Source organism: Sandarakinorhabdus sp. FBCC-B8862 (assembly GCF_059745315.1).
Map to the genome: position 1 here is coordinate 2,934,754 of NZ_CM185574.1, position 13,941 is coordinate 2,948,694.

The 13,941-nt window shown below is 66.4% G+C and carries 13 protein-coding genes; 7 read left to right on the forward strand and 6 right to left on the reverse strand.

Features of this window, described 5'->3' with window-relative positions:
- Nucleotides 1-76 precede the first annotated feature (76 nt).
- The 4 genes from metZ to AC6BOR_RS14145 are packed head-to-tail and all read left to right on the forward strand — an operon-like array spanning nucleotide 77 to nucleotide 3,934.
- Nucleotides 77-1,285, forward strand: a complete 1,209-nt coding sequence (gene metZ / locus AC6BOR_RS14130; RefSeq protein ID WP_498059008.1) for an O-succinylhomoserine sulfhydrylase — start codon at nucleotides 77-79, stop codon at nucleotides 1,283-1,285.
- Nucleotides 1,282-1,698 carry a Co2+/Mg2+ efflux facilitator ApaG/CorD gene (apaG, locus tag AC6BOR_RS14135; RefSeq protein WP_498059009.1) on the forward strand — a complete coding sequence of 139 codons (417 nt, stop codon included), beginning with the start codon at nucleotides 1,282-1,284 and terminating at the stop codon, nucleotides 1,696-1,698. The genes metZ and apaG overlap by 4 nt, the downstream gene beginning before the upstream one ends.
- A 31-nt stretch (nucleotides 1,699-1,729) precedes the next feature.
- Nucleotides 1,730-2,545 carry a LysR family transcriptional regulator gene (locus AC6BOR_RS14140; protein WP_498059010.1) on the forward strand — a complete coding sequence of 272 codons (816 nt, stop codon included), beginning with the start codon at nucleotides 1,730-1,732 and terminating at the stop codon, nucleotides 2,543-2,545.
- A gap of 36 nt (nucleotides 2,546-2,581) precedes the next feature.
- Nucleotides 2,582-3,934, forward strand: coding sequence for a M28 family metallopeptidase (locus tag AC6BOR_RS14145; protein WP_498059011.1), 1,353 nt, complete (start codon nucleotides 2,582-2,584; stop codon nucleotides 3,932-3,934).
- Nucleotides 3,935-4,263: 329 nt separating this feature from the next.
- On the opposite strand, the gene AC6BOR_RS14150 is transcribed toward AC6BOR_RS14145, so the two are convergent.
- Nucleotides 4,264-4,734, reverse strand: a complete 471-nt coding sequence (locus AC6BOR_RS14150) for a hypothetical protein (RefSeq protein ID WP_498059012.1) — start codon at nucleotides 4,732-4,734, stop codon at nucleotides 4,264-4,266.
- A 46-nt stretch (nucleotides 4,735-4,780) separates the two neighbouring features.
- On the opposite strand from AC6BOR_RS14150, the gene AC6BOR_RS14155 reads away from it, so the two are divergent.
- Entirely contained in the window at nucleotides 4,781-6,643 is a 1,863-nt protein-coding gene (locus AC6BOR_RS14155) for an ABC-F family ATP-binding cassette domain-containing protein (protein WP_498059013.1), read from the forward strand.
- Here AC6BOR_RS14155 and AC6BOR_RS14160 read toward each other — a convergent pair.
- Nucleotides 6,619-7,185: an SGNH/GDSL hydrolase family protein gene (locus AC6BOR_RS14160; RefSeq protein ID WP_498059014.1), complete on the reverse strand. Its 567-nt coding sequence runs from the start codon at nucleotides 7,183-7,185 to the stop codon at nucleotides 6,619-6,621. The genes AC6BOR_RS14155 and AC6BOR_RS14160 overlap by 25 nt on opposite strands.
- A 26-nt stretch (nucleotides 7,186-7,211) precedes the next feature.
- A complete protein-coding gene (locus AC6BOR_RS14165) occupies nucleotides 7,212-7,676 on the reverse strand; it encodes an acyltransferase (RefSeq protein ID WP_498059015.1) in 465 nt (154 codons plus the stop codon).
- 47 nt (nucleotides 7,677-7,723) lie between these two features.
- Between AC6BOR_RS14165 and AC6BOR_RS14170 the strand changes: the two genes are divergently transcribed.
- The gene (locus AC6BOR_RS14170) at nucleotides 7,724-8,125 is read left to right on the forward strand and encodes an LbetaH domain-containing protein (protein ID WP_144037543.1); all 402 of its coding nucleotides are present in this window, start codon (nucleotides 7,724-7,726) and stop codon (nucleotides 8,123-8,125) included.
- On the opposite strand, the gene parE is transcribed toward AC6BOR_RS14170, so the two are convergent.
- Complete coding sequence (gene parE, locus AC6BOR_RS14175) at nucleotides 8,122-10,113, reverse strand: DNA topoisomerase IV subunit B (RefSeq protein WP_498059016.1); 1,992 nt, start codon at nucleotides 10,111-10,113, stop codon at nucleotides 8,122-8,124. The two genes, AC6BOR_RS14170 and parE, sit on opposite strands and share 4 nt — an antisense overlap.
- Before the next feature lie 359 nt (nucleotides 10,114-10,472).
- On the opposite strand from parE, the gene AC6BOR_RS14180 reads away from it, so the two are divergent.
- Complete coding sequence (locus AC6BOR_RS14180) at nucleotides 10,473-11,636, forward strand: outer membrane beta-barrel protein (RefSeq protein ID WP_498059017.1); 1,164 nt, start codon at nucleotides 10,473-10,475, stop codon at nucleotides 11,634-11,636.
- Nucleotides 11,637-12,107: 471 nt separating this feature from the next.
- On the opposite strand, the gene glnA is transcribed toward AC6BOR_RS14180, so the two are convergent.
- Together glnA and AC6BOR_RS14190 are read right to left on the reverse strand one after the other, a co-directional pair.
- Nucleotides 12,108-13,517 (reverse strand): type I glutamate--ammonia ligase, encoded by a 1,410-nt coding sequence (gene glnA / locus AC6BOR_RS14185; RefSeq protein ID WP_498059018.1) that lies wholly within the window; start codon nucleotides 13,515-13,517, stop codon nucleotides 12,108-12,110.
- A gap of 47 nt (nucleotides 13,518-13,564) precedes the next feature.
- Nucleotides 13,565-13,903, reverse strand: a complete 339-nt coding sequence (locus AC6BOR_RS14190) for a P-II family nitrogen regulator (RefSeq protein WP_498059019.1) — start codon at nucleotides 13,901-13,903, stop codon at nucleotides 13,565-13,567.
- Between the last annotated feature and the right edge of the window lie 38 nt (nucleotides 13,904-13,941).

Below are 13,941 nucleotides of genomic sequence, written 5' to 3' on the forward strand. Positions count from 1 at the left end.
CAATTTCACGTGACGCTTTGGCAAGAAAGCCTGTCGCTTCATTGCGTTGCAGCGCAGCGTGAATTATCGTTTTTTCATGAAGCGGACGGCCGGACAGAATCCCGAAATCGTGAAGCGGTGGCGCCCCGCCACGCAGATGGTGCGCGGCGGCACCATGCGCACGGAGGTGGGTGAAACCAGCGAAGCCATCTTCATGACCTCCGGTTATTGTTACGACAATGCCGAGGAGGCGGCGGCGCGGTTCCGGGGCGAACGGCCGGGCATGACCTACAGCCGGCTGCAGAACCCGACCGTGGAGATGCTGGAGCAGCGCATCGCGCTGATCGAGGGCGCAGAGGCAGCGCGGGCCACGGCCAGCGGCATGGCTGCGATGACCGGCATGCTGCTTTCGACGCTTTCGGCCGGGGACCATCTGGTGGCCGGGCGGGCGCTGTTCGGTTCCTGCCGGGTGCTGGTGGATACGATCCTGCCGCGCTTTGGCATCGAGACGACCACGGTGGACGCGCGCGACACCGAAGCCTGGGCCAAGGCGCGGCGGCCGAACACCAAGGCGTTTTTCCTCGAAACCCCGACCAATCCCGGCCTCGACCTGTGCGATGTCCGGGCCATTGCCGATATCGCCCATGATGCCGGCGCACTGGTGATGGTGGACAATGCCTTTGCCTCCCCCATCGTGCAGAAGCCGCTGGAGCTGGGTGCCGACATCGTCGCCTATAGCGCCACCAAGCTGATGGACGGGCAGGGCCGGGTGCTGGCCGGCGCCGTGTGCGGCAGCGCGCAGTGGATGAACGACACATACCTCGCTTTTGCGCGCCACACCGGGCCCAATCTGTCGCCGTTCAATGCCTGGGTGGTGTTGAAGAGCCTGGAGACGCTGGACCTGCGCGTGCGGCGGCAGTGTGACAATGCGTTGAAGGTTGCCCGCTTCCTCGAAGGCCGAGTTCCGCGGCTGGTCTATCCGGGCCTTGCCAGCCATCCGCAGCATGATCTGGCCATGCGCCAGATGAAGGCGGGCGGCACCATCATCGCCCTGCATCTGGATGGCGGCCGGCCCCAGGCGCAGGCGCTGCTGGATGGCCTGTCGATCATCGATATTTCCAACAATCTGGGTGATTCGCGTTCGTTGATGACGCATCCGGCCAGCACCACCCATGCCAGCGTTTCGGACGCGGTGCGCGAGGAGATGGGCATCACCGAAGGCATGTTGCGTCTGTCGATCGGGTTGGAAGACCCGGACGACCTGATCGAGGATCTGGATCAGGCCTTGAAGGAAGCCGGCTTATGAGCGTGATCGGGCAGATGTTCCCCTACAGCGCCACCACCGGGGCGCTCACTGTGCGGGTGGCACCGCATTTCCTGCCCGACCAGTCTGATCCCGATCGCGGCTATTTCGTCTGGGCCTATCATGTGCGGGTGGAAAATCATGGGGTGGCATCGGTGCGGCTGATGGCGCGGCACTGGTTGATCACCGATGGCGATGGCCGGGTGGAGGAAGTGGCCGGCGATGGCGTGGTGGGGGTGCAGCCGCTCATCCCGCCGGGCGGGGCCTATGATTATGTCTCGGGCTGTCCGCTCGCCACGCGCCATGGCCGCATGGAAGGCCGCTACAAGATGATGGCGGAGGACGGCACGCGCTTTTCCATCGATATTCCGGCCTTTGTGCTGGAATTGCCGGGCGATCGGCCGGCGGTGCATTGATCGCCGGCCCGGCGCCGGCCAGAATGCGGCCATGAAGCGGACCCATCTGCCCCTGAATGCCCTGCGCGTGTTCGAGGCTTCGGCCCGGCATCTGAGCTTCACCCGCGCGGCCGACGAGCTGGCGGTAACGCCGGCGGCGGTGGGCCAGCAGATCCGCGCGCTGGAGGAAACGCTGGGCGTCGTGCTGTTCCGCCGGCTGACCCGCAATCTGGAGCTGACGCCGGAGGCCGAACAGGCGCTGCCGGCGTTGCAGCAGGGGTTTCTGGCCTTTGAAGAGGCGGTGCGGCTGATGCAGGCCGGCCAATCGAGCAAGGTGCTGAACCTGGCGGCGCCGCGGGCGCTGGTGGCGAAATGGCTGACGGCGAGATTGGCGGATTATGGCCGGCTGCACCCCGATTTGCGCTTTTCCGTGAATGCGCACGAGGCCGGCGAGGTGGACTTCACCCAGGCCAATCTGGATCTGGCGATCCATTTCGGCGGCGAGCCGCAGGCGGAGGGCATCCATGGCCGCACCCTGGGCGATGAGCGGCTCGTGACCGTGGCCGCCCCCGGTGCCGGGCTGGATGCGCCCTGTATTGCCCATCCGCTTGATCCCGAAACGCCGTGCGTCGAAAGTGCGCTGACGCTGGCTGATCCGGGCCTGGCCATTGATGCGGCGGCCGCCGGGCTGGGCAAGACGCGGGTGCCGGCCCTGCTGGCCATGGCCGATGTGGCGGCCGGCCGGGTCGTGCTGCTGGAGGATGGGGTGCCGGCTGGCGGGCAATGGTGGCTGACCGCGCCGACCCCGCAATGGCGCCAGGCCAAGGTGCGCGAACTGGTCGCCTTCCTGACCGGGGCGGCGGGCTGATAGCGGGTTTGCAAAGTTCAAACAGGGGCAGACGAGATGATGAAGCGCGTGTGGGTGCCGGTGCTGCTGGCCGGGATGGCCGTTCCGGCGCTGGCTGCCGATCCGGCGCCAGGGCAGTTGGCACAGGCGGTCAGCGAGGCGGAGCTGAAGGCCAATATCACCAGCCTGGTGGGCTTTGGCACGCGCCACAGTGCCAGCGACACCAGCAGCCCGACGCGCGGCATCGGCGCGGCGCGGCGCTGGGCCGAGGAGCGCTTCAAGGGCTTCAGCGCGGCCTGCGGCAACTGCCTGCAGATCATCAAGCCATCGGAGGTGGTGACCGGCGACCGGCTGCCGACGCCGACGGAGATTGTGGATGTGCTGGCCATCCAGCCCGGCACCAGCGAGCCGGACCGGTTCATCATCATGTCGGCCCATATCGACAGCCGGAACAGCGACCCCTTGGATTCCAAGGGGGATGCGCCGGGCGCCAATGATGATGGCAGCGGCACCGCCGCCGTGATCGAGGCGGCGCGGGTGCTGAGCCGGCACAAATTCCCGGCCACCATCGTTTATGCCGTGCTGTCGGGCGAGGAACAGGGGTTGAATGGCGGCAAGGTGCTGGCCGATTTCGCCCGCGCCCACGGCTGGACGGTGGAAGCCGTGCTGAACAACGACATCGTGGGCAACTCGACCGGCGCATCCGGCATGAAGGATTCGGGCCATGTCCGGGTGTTTTCCGAAGGCACCAAGGCGGTGGAAACCCCGGCGCAGGCCAATCGCCGCCGCTACAATGGCGGGGAGGTGGACAGCCCTTCGCGCAATCTGGCGCGCTTCATTGACAGCCTGGCCGATCACAACATCAACGGACTGGATGTGAAGATGGTGTATCGCACCGACCGCTTTGGCCGGGGCGGCGACCAGACGCGGATGCTGGAGGCCGGTTACCCCGCCGTGCGCATCACCGAGGCGGTGGAACATTATGACCGACAGCACCAGAATGTGCGGGTGGAAAACGGCCGCCGCTATGGCGATCTGATCGATGGTGTGGATTTCCAGTATCTGGCCAAGGTGACGAAGCTGAACGTGGCGGCGCTTGCGGCGCTGGCCCGGGCGCCGATGCCGCCGGCGGTGACCATCACCGGCCAGGTGAGCCCCGACACCAAGGTGAGCTGGACGCCGGTGAAGGGCGCGGCCGGGTACAGGGTGTGGTGGCGCGACACCACGGCGCCGCAATGGCAATATAGCCGCATGGCGCCCGCCGATGCCACCAGCCTGACTCTGGAGGGTGTGGTGATCGACGACTGGTTCTTTGGCGTGTCAGTCGTCGCGGCCGATGGCAGCGAAAGCCCGATTGCCTTTCCGGGGGATGCGGGGAATTTTGTGAGCGTGAGCCCGGGCAAGCCTTGAGCCCTGCGGCTGAGAGGCGGCGGCCCGATCAGCCAGGGTTGTTTGGGTTTGGGGTTGTTTTCGGGTTCAATCGCGACGGAGGCGTTTGCGCTGCTGGCGGCCCCTCCGTCGCGCGCGCCGCGCGCCACCTTCCCAAACAAGTTTGGGGAGGATCATGGGCCGGTGTGACCGCTGGCGAGCCCCCTCCGTCGCCTGCGGCGCCACCTCCCCCAGAGGGGGAGGATCATGGGTCGGCGTGACCGCTGCCGAGCCCACTCGGTCGCCTGCGGCGCCACCTCTCCCAGAGGGGGAGGATCGTCGGTCGTGGTGTCCTTGCTTCGGAGCGGGGATCAGGCGCCGGCGATGAGGGGGCGGCCGATCAGCTGCACGGAAGGGGTGGCGAGCATGCGGGTTTCGCCGGTGAGGGGATGGCGGACCGTGAACCGGCCATTGTCGTGGCCGGTGAGCAGCCACCAATCGCCGGCCTGATCCTGCAGCACGCCGGGCAGGCCGGCGGCGAGATCGCGCAGCAGCAGCGGCCAGGATGGGCCTTGTGTGCCGCCCTCCCACACGAGTTCGATGATGGTTTCAACCTCGTCGCCATCGGCGCCTTCGCTGGCGCCGGCCAGTGCCAGCAGGGCGGCCTTGCCGCTTTGCCCGGCCATGCGGGCGGCGACCTGCTGCGTGGTGAAGCGCACGCCGCGTGCCGTCCAGCCGGCGGCGATGGCGGCGGCCATGCTGTTGGCTGGCTGGGCGAAGGCAGGGGTCGGGGCAGGGGCGGCCAGCAGCGGGAGCGCGAGCATCAGGCGACGATCAATCATGGCGGCAGCCTAGCCGGGCGCGCGCCCGCCTGCTAGGGGCGCGGCCATGCTCTCAGTCAACGATCTCATCATCCGCATGGGCGGCCGCGCGATTATCGATGGCGCATCGGCCACGCTGCCGGCGCGCGGCTGCGTGGGGCTGGTGGGCCGCAACGGCGCCGGCAAATCGACGGTGATGAAGGCGATGGCGGGCGTGATCGAGCCGGACGGCGGCCGCATCGACAAGCCGCGCGCTGCCCGGCTGGGCTGGTTGAAGCAGGATGCGCCATCGGGCAGCGCCAGCGCGTTTGACATGGTGCTGGCGGCTGACACCGAGCGCGCCGCCCTGCTGGCCGAGGAAGAGGCCGGCGCGCCGCCGGAGCGGCTGGCCGATCTGCACGAGCGGCTGATTGCGATTGATGCCTATACCGCCCCGGCGCGGGCGGCGCGCATCCTGAAGGGCCTGGGCTTTGACGAGGCAATGCAGGCCCGGCCGCTCGACAGTTTTTCGGGCGGCTGGCGCATGCGCGTGGCGCTGGCCAGCCTGCTCTTCACCGGGCCCGATATCCTGCTGCTCGACGAACCGTCGAACCATCTCGATCTGGAATCGGCGCTGTGGCTGGAGGATTTCCTGCTGTCCTACCCAGGCCTCATCGTGCTGATCAGCCACGAGCGCGACCTGCTCAACCGGGTGGCCGGCTATATCCTGCATCTGGAGGCCGGCAAGATGCAGCTTTATGTCGGCAATTACGACAGTTTCGAACGGCAGCGCGCCGAACGGCTGGCGCAGCTGGAGGCGGCGCGCGCGGCCCAGGCGGCGCAGCGGGCCAAGCTGCAGGATTATATCGCGCGCAACAGTGCCCGCGCCTCCACCGCCAAGCAGGCGCAGAGCCGGGCCAAGGCGCTGGCGCGCATGCAGCCGGTGGCCGAAGCCGCCACGGACCCGACGCTGACCTTTGATTTCCCCTCGCCGCAACCGCTGCGGCCGCCCTTGGTGACGCTGGACCAGGCAGAGGTGGGCTATGACGGCAAGCCGGTGCTGGGCGGGCTTGATCTGCGGCTTGATCCCGATGACCGGCTGGCGCTGGTGGGGCGCAACGGCAATGGCAAGACGACGCTGGCGCGGCTGATGATCGGCCAGTTGCCGGCGATGGCCGGCGCGCGCAACGCGACGGGCAAGCTGAAGGTGGGATATTTCACCCAATATCAGGTGGAGGAGCTCGACCGCGACGCCACCCCGCTGCAGCACATGAGCCGGGCGATGAAGGGCGCGACCCCGGCGGCGGTGCGGGCGCAATTGGGACGCTTTGGCTTCAGCGGGCCGACGGCCGAGCAGAAGATCGGCACGATGAGCGGCGGCGAGCGGGCGCGGCTGGCGCTGGCGCTGGTGACGCGCGATGCGCCGCACCTGATCGTGCTCGACGAACCGACCAACCACCTTGATATCGATGCCCGCCAGGCGCTGGTGCAGGCGCTGGCCGGTTATGAGGGCGCGGTGGTGGTGGTGAGCCATGACCGCCACCTGATCGAGGCCACGGCCGACCGGCTGGTGCTGGTGGACAGCGGCCGGGCGACACCATTTGATGGCAGCATCGATGATTATGAGGCGCTGGTGCTGGGCAGCGGTAGTGCTGTGCAGGCGGCGGCCCCGGTTGCCAAGGCGCCGCGCATCGATCCCAAGGAGGCGCGGCGCCAGGCCGCGGCGCGGCGCGAGGCGGCACAGCCGCTGCGCAAGGCTATGCTGGCGGCCGAGGCGAAGCTGAACCGGTTGATCGCCGACCGCGAATCGGTTGAAGAGCAGATGACCCAGGCCCCGGCCGACATCACTGCCCTGATGCTGCGGAAGGGGGCGCTTGATGCCGAAATCAGCGCCGCCGAAGAGCAGTGGCTGGCGGCTTCCGAAGCCTATGAGGCGGCGATCGCCGCCTGAGCCGGGCAGGGCGGCAGCAGCCGGGCGAGATCGGCGGCGAGCCGGGCATAACCGGCGGCATTGTAGTGGAGATGATCGCGGCGCAGCGCCCTGTCGCTGGGCGTCGCGAGGCGGGCGGTGCCGGGCGGCAGCTGCAGGCGTGCTTCGATGGCGGCCATGGCGGCGGACTGGCGGGTGCCGATGAGCAACTGCCGCCACCAGGGCTGTGGCCCCAGCGGCGCCAGCCGTGCGACGATCACGTGGGCGCCGCTGGCTGCGCCGTCCCGCGTCATGCTGGCGATGGCGGCGGCGGCGGCCGGAATGGCATCGCCCGCTGGCCACAGCGCGGCGGCGCGGGCATCATTGCTGCCGGCCATGATCAGCAGCGCCTGGGGGCGGTGGCGGGCGATCAGGCCGGGCAGGCGCGGGGCGATTTCGGTGGCGCGCTGCCCCGGCCAGCCATGGCGGGCAATGGCCCAACCGGGTGGTGACGGCGCCTGCCATTCGGCGGTGAGCGAATCGCCGATGATCAGCAGGCGGCAGGGCGGGGCTGGCGCTGACACGGCTGCGGCCATGAGCAGCGCGCCGATCAGAGCTTGTACATCCGCCGGGTGTTTTCGTTGGCCCCGTCCAGCCGGCCAAAGCGGCCGACCTTGATGTCGTGCCGCACGATGCGGGCCGGGTTGCCGGCGACGATGCAGCGGGCGGGCACATCATCGAACACCACGGCGCCGGCCGCGACGATCACTTCATCGGCGATGGTGACGCCGGGCAGGATGGTGCTGCCACCGCCGATGAAGCAGCGTTCGCCGATGCGGATCGGCTTGGCGGTCCCGGTGGCGAGATCGCGGGCATCAAGCAGCGTCTTGAACGCCACAAGCGTATCCGCGCCCACGGTGATGCCGCCGGGCTGGCCGCCGATGAAGCGGCTGGACAGCGAGATGCTGGCTGTGGGGTGAATGCGGATGCCGTCGCGCCATTCCAGCCAGCGCCGGCGCAGGCCGGTGAGGAACAGGCGCAGCGGGCGCAACTGGTTGAGCGAGCCAAGAGCCATGGCGGCATGTAACGGCCGATGTGCCGGCTTGTAAATTGCGGCCGGCCATGAAAAAGGCTGAAGCCATCGGGGGCATGATGGCACGGCGCAAGAGTTTCAAGCAGATGATCCAGGCCCAGGTGCGCAAGCATCTGTGGAAGATGGACGTGCATCCCAGCGCCTGGATTGCCGAAACCGCCCTGATCGACCGCACCTGGCCCAAGGGCATCCACATCGCCGCCGATGTGATGATCGGTGAGGAGGTGGTGGTGCTGACCCACGATCTCACGCGCGGCATCTATCTCGACACCTATGTCGGCGCGCGCAGCCAGGTGGGCGCGCGCGCCATCATCCTGCCCGGCATCACCGTAGGGGCGGATTGCGTGATCCAGCCCGGCGCGCTGGTGAACCGCGATGTGCCCGATGGCCATGTGGCGGAGGGCAATCCCGCGGTCAGCCGTCCCCGTTAAGCGTCGATGGCATCCGCCTCGATCGAGGTGGCGTGGCTCTGGATGAAGTGGAAGCGGTGTTCGGGGTTGCGGCCCATCAGCCGTTCCACCAGATCGGCGACATCGGCGCGGCCATCCGCGCTTTCGGGCAGCTTCACGCGGATCAGGCTGCGGCGCGCCGGATCCATGGTGGTTTCCTTCAGCTGCGACGGATTCATTTCACCCAGGCCCTTGAAGCGGCTGACCTCCACCTTGGACTTGCCGGCAAATGCGGTCTTCATCAGCTCGGCCCGGTGGGCATCGTCGCGGGCATAGGCGACCGTGCCGCCAGCGGCGAGGCGATAGAGTGGCGGCTGGGCGAGATAGAGCCGGCCATCGCGCACCAGGCCGGGCATTTCGCGGAAGAAGAAGGTCATCAACAGGGTGGCGATATGGGCGCCGTCCACATCGGCATCGGTCATGATGACGATGCGTTCATAGCGCAGATGCTCGGGGTTGTATTTGTCGCGCGTGCCGCAGCCCAGCGCCTGGATGAGATCGGCGATTTCGCTGTTGGCGCCGATCTTGGCGGTGTTGGCGCTGGCGACGTTCAATATCTTGCCGCGGATCGGCAGGATGGCCTGGGTGTTGCGATCACGCGCCTGCTTGGCGCTGCCGCCGGCCGAATCGCCTTCGACGATGAACAGCTCGGTGCCCACCGCGTCATCACGGGCGCAATCGGTGAGCTTGCCGGGCAGGCGCAGCGAGGATTTGCTGGTGGCGGTCTTGCGCTTGACCAGCGCTTCGGCGCGGCGGCGCAGCCGGTCTTCCATCCGTTCCACCACGAAGGCGAGCAGGGCCTTGCCGCGTTCCCCGCTGCCGGTCAGCCAATGGTCGAAATGGTCCTTGATGGCGTTTTCGACCAGCCGGGTGGCTTCGGGGCTGGTCAGCCGGTCCTTGGTCTGGCTCTGGAACTGGGGGTCGCGGATGAACAGCGACAGCATGATCTCGGCGCCGGCGAACACGTCTTCGCCCGACAGTTCGCCGGCCTTCTTGTTGCCGGTGAGGCCGGCAAAGCCCTTGAGCCCGCGGGTGAGCGCCAGGCGCAGGCCGGCTTCGTGGGTGCCGCCATCCGGCGTCGGGATGGTGTTGCAATAATAGCTGGCGGCGCCTTCGCCATATTGCGGCCAGGCGCAGGCCCATTCGACGGCGCCCATCGGCTTGCCATCGGGGCCGGCGGCCAGATCGGTGCGGCCGGCGAACAGATCGGGCACCACCAGCGGGCGGTTTTCCAGCCGTTCCTTCAGATGGTCGGCAAGGCCACCGGGGAAGGTGAAGACGGCGGTTTCCGGCACATCGGCCGTGGCCAGTTCGGCGGCGCAGCGCCAGCGGATTTCGACACCGCCGAACAGATAGGCCTTTGACCGGGCGAGCTTGTAGAGGCGGGCCGGGCGGAAATTGGCATCGGGGCCGAAAATCTCGGCATCGGGGTGGAAGCGCACGGTGGTGCCGCGCCGGTTGGCCACGGTGCCCAGGCTTTCGATCGGGCCCAGTGGCACCCCGCGCGAGAAGCGCTGGCGATAAAGCTCGCGGTTGCGGGCGACCTCGACCACGGTTTCATCGGACAGGGCGTTGACGACGCTGATGCCCACCCCGTGCAGGCCGCCGCTGGTGGCATAGGCCTTGCCGCTGAACTTGCCGCCGGAGTGCAGCATGGTGAGGATGACTTCCAGCGCCGACTTGTCAGGGAAACGCGGGTGCGGATCGATGGGGATGCCGCGGCCATTGTCGGCGATGGTCAGGCTGCCATCGGCGTCCAGCGTCACCTCGATGCGGGTGGCGTGGCCGGCCACCGCCTCGTCCATCGCGTTGTCGAGCACTTCGGCGGCGAGATGGTGGAGGGCGCGTTCATCGGTGCCGCCGATATACATGCCGGGGCGACGGCGCACCGGCTCCAGGCCTTCGAGCACCTCGATATGGCTGGCATCATAATCGGTGGAACTTTGCGTGGCGGCAAACAGATCGGACATGGGATTCTTATAGGGCGGGCGGGCCGCCACCGCCAGCATCGAGACGGGCCGGGCTGCGACCATTTGTACCCCGGCTACGCAATTTCGCGCATTGCGACCAGCTATTGTGCAGTGCAAAAGGCCCATGCCGATATGGCGATCCTCCCCAAGGATTTACTGGGGCCGGGCGCAAGCCTGGCCCCTCTTTTTTCAAACATTACAATATGTTGAAATTTGGCCTGCGTTGTTTGACGTAACCTGCGCCATTTGCCCTAGAGCCGCTGTTTCTGTTGCGTTGCATCATCATGACAGCCGTGTGACCGGCATTCGGTCATCGGCTCAGGATTTTGGCCTCCAGATCAATGGGCAGGGGACCGGGCATGATGAACAAGTCGAACGCTTTGCGGAATGTGGTGCGGGTGGCGGCCGTGGCGGCCACGGTTTCCGGGGCCAGCGCCGCCCTGGCAGAAGATGCGCCGCCGGCGCTGCTGCCCGGCCTGTCGGGCCCGATCAGTTACAATCCGGAGCCGATCAGCTTTGATCTGGGCGGCAGCAAGATTTACGTGACCGGCATTGCCAGCGGCTATGGCGGGTTCCAGAGCAACAGCACACCGGGTGTGGCCGACAGCTTTGCCGATCTCTCCAACGCCCAGGTGATCATCCAGAAGCCTGAGGGCGTGTTCCAGTTCCTGGTGCAGGCCGGCCTATACAGCCATGAAACGCTGGGTCTGGGCTATGCGCGGGCGACGAGCTACACCGACGCCACCTATGGCCCGGTGCCGCAGGCCTGGGTGAAGATTGCGCCATCATCGACCTTCAACGTGCAGGCCGGCATCCTGCCGACGCTGATTGGCCTGGAAGCGCCGTTCAGTTTCCAGAACATGCACATCGAGCGCGGCGCGCTGTGGGGCCAGGAAAATGTGCTGACCCGCGGCGTGCAGGCCAATGCGACCCTGGGCAAGGTGAGTGCCAGCATCGCGCTGACCGACGGCTTCTTCTCGGGCAAGTTCAACTGGCTGTCGGGCATCCTGTCCTATGTGGATGGGCCGCACACGGTTTCGCTGGTGCTGGGCGGTGCGCTGGATCGCAATTCGCGTTCCACCTTCTCCACCCCGCCGGTGCAAAACAACAGCACGATCTTCAACGTGATCTACAGCTATGCCGGCGAAAAATGGCTGGTGCAGCCCTATTTCCAATATGCCCGTGTCGGCGATCTGGCGTTCCTGGGCACGACCAAGGCCGACAATTGGGGCGTGGGCCTGCTGGCCAAGTACAAGATCAACGACAATTGGGCGCTGCCGGTGCGGTTCGAGTATATCGACAGCAAGGCGCCGAAGGCGACGGCGGCGAGCTTCCTCTATGGCCCGGGCTCCAACGTCTTCACCGCGACGGTGACTCCGACTTACACCTGGAGCCGCTTCTTCATCCGGCCCGAACTGTCGTATGTGGCGGTTTCGGGGATCACGCCGGGCGCAGCCTTTGGCGCGACCGGGCGGGACAAGAGCCAGGTGCGTGGGCGGTTGGAGTTTGGCGTGGTTTTCTGATCGCAGCCGGGCGCGCAAATAGCGCAGCTATTTGCCGACTCCGGCAAGATCGGACGGCGAGCGAAAAGGGCGGCCCTCAGGCCGCCCTTTTTGACTCGTCCGACGGCGTGGCTTTGCCACGCCCTTTTTTCTTTCTGCGTTCTTCCCCTTCGATCCGTGCGGCTGGGCCGCGCGTTGCCGGTCGAGCGGGCTTGGCCCGCGCGGAGCGCTGTGTTTGGCAGATAGGCCCCGGCGTGTGCCGGGGTGACGTGGGGGGCGTGTGCGCTGCGCGCGGGCCAAGCCCGCGCGACTGGGCGGGCGGTACAGTTGGGGGAGATCGCGAAGGAAGAAAGAAGAAAGGCAAGAAAGAGCGTGGCGGAGCCACGCCGTCAGACGAGTCAAAAAGGGCAGCCCTGAGGGGCTGCCCTTTTCGCTCGCTGGCCGAGCGCGACGCGAGTCGGTGGGGAGTGCTGCGCACTCCCCACACGCCGCTTACGCGCTGTAATACATATCAAACTCAACCGGCGCGGGGGTCATTTCCCAACGCAGCACTTCTTCCATCTTCAGCTCGATATAGGCATCGATCTGATCGTCGGTGAACACGCCGCCCTTGGTGAAGACAGCGCGGCTCTTGTCGAGGGCGGCGAGGGCTTCACGCAGCGAGGCGCAGACGGTCGGGACCTTCTTGAGCTCGCGCGGCGGCAGGTCATAGAGATTCTTGTCCATCGCCGGGCCCGGGTGGATCTTGTTCTCGATGCCGTCAAGGCCGGCCATCAAGAGCGCGGTGTAGGCCAGATACGGGTTGGCGGTGGCATCCGGGAAGCGCACTTCGACCCGCTTGGACTTGGTGCCGGTGCCATAGGGAATGCGGCACGAGGCCGAGCGGTTGCGGCTGGAATAGGCCAGCAGCACCGGCGCTTCGAAGCCCGGCACCAGCCGCTTGTAGCTGTTGGTGCTGGGGTTGGTGAAGGCGTTGCAGGCCTTGGCATGCTTGATGATGCCGCCGATGAAATACAGCGCCGTTTCCGACAGACCGGCATATTGGTCACCGGCGAACAGCGGGGTCTTGCCGTTCCAGATCGACAGGTGGGTGTGCATGCCGCTGCCGTTGTCGTCCTTGATCGGCTTGGGCATGAAGGTCGCGGTCTTGCCATAGGCATGGGCGACCTGGTGGACCACGTACTTGTAGACCTGCATGCGGTCAGCGGTTTCGACCAGCGTGCCGAAGGTCAGGCCCAGTTCGTGCTGGGCGCTGGCGACTTCATGGTGATGCTTGTCGCAGGGCAGGCCCATTTCCAGCATGGTCGAGACCATTTCGGCGCGCAGATCGACGGCCGAATCGACCGGGGCGCAGGGGAAATAGCCGCCCTTGGCGCGCGGACGGTGGGCCATGTTGCCCTGTTCATAGCTGCGGCCCGAGTTGGTCGGCAGCTCGATATCGTCGAGGTGGAAGAAGCCTTCGTTGTAGCCCAGGCCGAAGCGGACATCGTCGAACACGAAGAATTCAGCTTCGGGGCCGACATAGACGGTGTCGCCGATGCCGGTGGCCTTGAGGTAAGCCTCGCCGCGCTTGGCGGTGGAACGCGGATCGCGGCCATAGAGCTGGCCGGTCGAGGGTTCGACGATGTCGCAGATCAGGATCATCATCGGGGTGGCCGAGAAGGGATCGATATAGGTGGCATCGAGATCCGGCTTCAGGATCATGTCGCTCTCGTTGATCGCCTTCCAGCCGGCGATCGACGAGCCGTCAAACATGAAGCCATCGGTGAGCATGTCTTCATCGATGACGCTCGACACCATGGTGAGGTGCTGCCACTTCCCCTTGGGATCGGTGAAACGCAGATCAACCCACTCGATTTCCTTATCCTTGATGGTTCCAAGGATATCTGCAGCCGTGGCCATGTTGGCTCTTCCTTTGTTGCTGTTGGTTTTTTCTGGCTTTGCAGCGATCAGATCGCGTCGCTGTCACGCTCGCCGGTGCGGATGCGCACCGCCATGTCGATGGTGGACACGAAAATCTTGCCATCACCGATTCGGCCGGTGCGGGCGGCATTGGTGATCGCTTCCACCACCCGTTCGACCTGATCATCGTCGATCACGACTTCCAGTTTCACCTTGGGCAGGAAATCGACGACATATTCGGCACCGCGATACAGCTCGGTGTGGCCCTTCTGTCGTCCAAAGCCCTTGGCTTCGGTGACCGTGATGCCGGACACGCCGACTTCATGCAGCGCTTCCTTCACTTCATCGAGCTTGAACGGCTTGATGACGGCTTCGACCTTCTTCACAGCACTCTCCTGCCCCGGTTCGCTGGCTCAGCATGGCA

Coding starts and splice junctions, on each gene's coding strand:
- metZ (WP_498059008.1), top strand. CDS start 77: ATGAAGCGGACGGCCGGACAGAATCCCGAAATCGTGAAGCGGTGGCGC.
- apaG (WP_498059009.1), top strand. CDS start 1,282: ATGAGCGTGATCGGGCAGATGTTCCCCTACAGCGCCACCACCGGGGCG.
- AC6BOR_RS14140 (WP_498059010.1), top strand. CDS start 1,730: ATGAAGCGGACCCATCTGCCCCTGAATGCCCTGCGCGTGTTCGAGGCT.
- AC6BOR_RS14145 (WP_498059011.1), top strand. CDS start 2,582: ATGATGAAGCGCGTGTGGGTGCCGGTGCTGCTGGCCGGGATGGCCGTT.
- AC6BOR_RS14150 (WP_498059012.1), bottom strand. CDS start 4,734: ATGATTGATCGTCGCCTGATGCTCGCGCTCCCGCTGCTGGCCGCCCCT.
- AC6BOR_RS14155 (WP_498059013.1), top strand. CDS start 4,781: ATGCTCTCAGTCAACGATCTCATCATCCGCATGGGCGGCCGCGCGATT.
- AC6BOR_RS14165 (WP_498059015.1), bottom strand. CDS start 7,676: ATGGCTCTTGGCTCGCTCAACCAGTTGCGCCCGCTGCGCCTGTTCCTC.
- AC6BOR_RS14170 (WP_144037543.1), top strand. CDS start 7,724: ATGAAAAAGGCTGAAGCCATCGGGGGCATGATGGCACGGCGCAAGAGT.
- parE (WP_498059016.1), bottom strand. CDS start 10,113: ATGTCCGATCTGTTTGCCGCCACGCAAAGTTCCACCGATTATGATGCC.
- AC6BOR_RS14180 (WP_498059017.1), top strand. CDS start 10,473: ATGATGAACAAGTCGAACGCTTTGCGGAATGTGGTGCGGGTGGCGGCC.
- glnA (WP_498059018.1), bottom strand. CDS start 13,517: ATGGCCACGGCTGCAGATATCCTTGGAACCATCAAGGATAAGGAAATC.